This window comes from Cognatazoarcus halotolerans, assembly GCF_009800965.1.
Lineage (GTDB): Bacteria > Pseudomonadota > Gammaproteobacteria > Burkholderiales > Rhodocyclaceae > Cognatazoarcus > Cognatazoarcus halotolerans.
Genome location: NZ_WUAF01000057.1, coordinates 1 through 521 on the forward strand (window position 1 = coordinate 1; position 521 = coordinate 521).

A 521-nucleotide genomic window follows, 5' to 3' on the forward strand; every position below is an offset into this window, starting at 1 on the left:
TGGTGCATCACCGCGAGGATCGAGAACACGCCGACGCGGTTGGCGACGAAGTTGGGGGTATCGTGGGCGCGCACGATGCTCTTGCCGAGCCGGGTGGTGAGCCAGGCTTCGAGATCGTCGAGCATCGCGGCGTCGGTGCTGGCGGTGGCAATCAGCTCGACCAGCGCCATGTAGCGCGGCGGGTTGAAGAAGTGGATACCGCAAAAGCGCGGCCGCAGCGCTTCAGGCATGCCTTCCGAGAGCGTGTTGATCGACAGCCCCGAGGTGTTGGAGGCGAAGATCGCATCGGCGCGGATGAAGGGCGCGACCTTGGCGTACAGATCACGTTTCCATTCCATCTTCTCGGCGATGGCTTCGATCACCAGGTCGCACTCGCGCAGCTTCTCGAGATCCGAGCCGTAGTTGGCCGCCTCGATGAAGCGCACCCGGTCGCGGCTCGCCAGCGGCGCCGGGTCGAGCTTGCGCAGGCCCGCCAGCGCCTTGTCGACGATGCCATTGGCCGCCCCTTCCTTCGCCGCCAG

Annotated in this window: 1 protein-coding gene; it reads right to left on the reverse strand. The window is 66.0% G+C overall.

The features are described from left to right. A partial coding sequence (locus GQB03_RS22635; RefSeq protein WP_200832418.1) for a 3-hydroxyacyl-CoA dehydrogenase family protein occupies nucleotides 1-521 on the reverse strand: 521 nt, incomplete at both ends.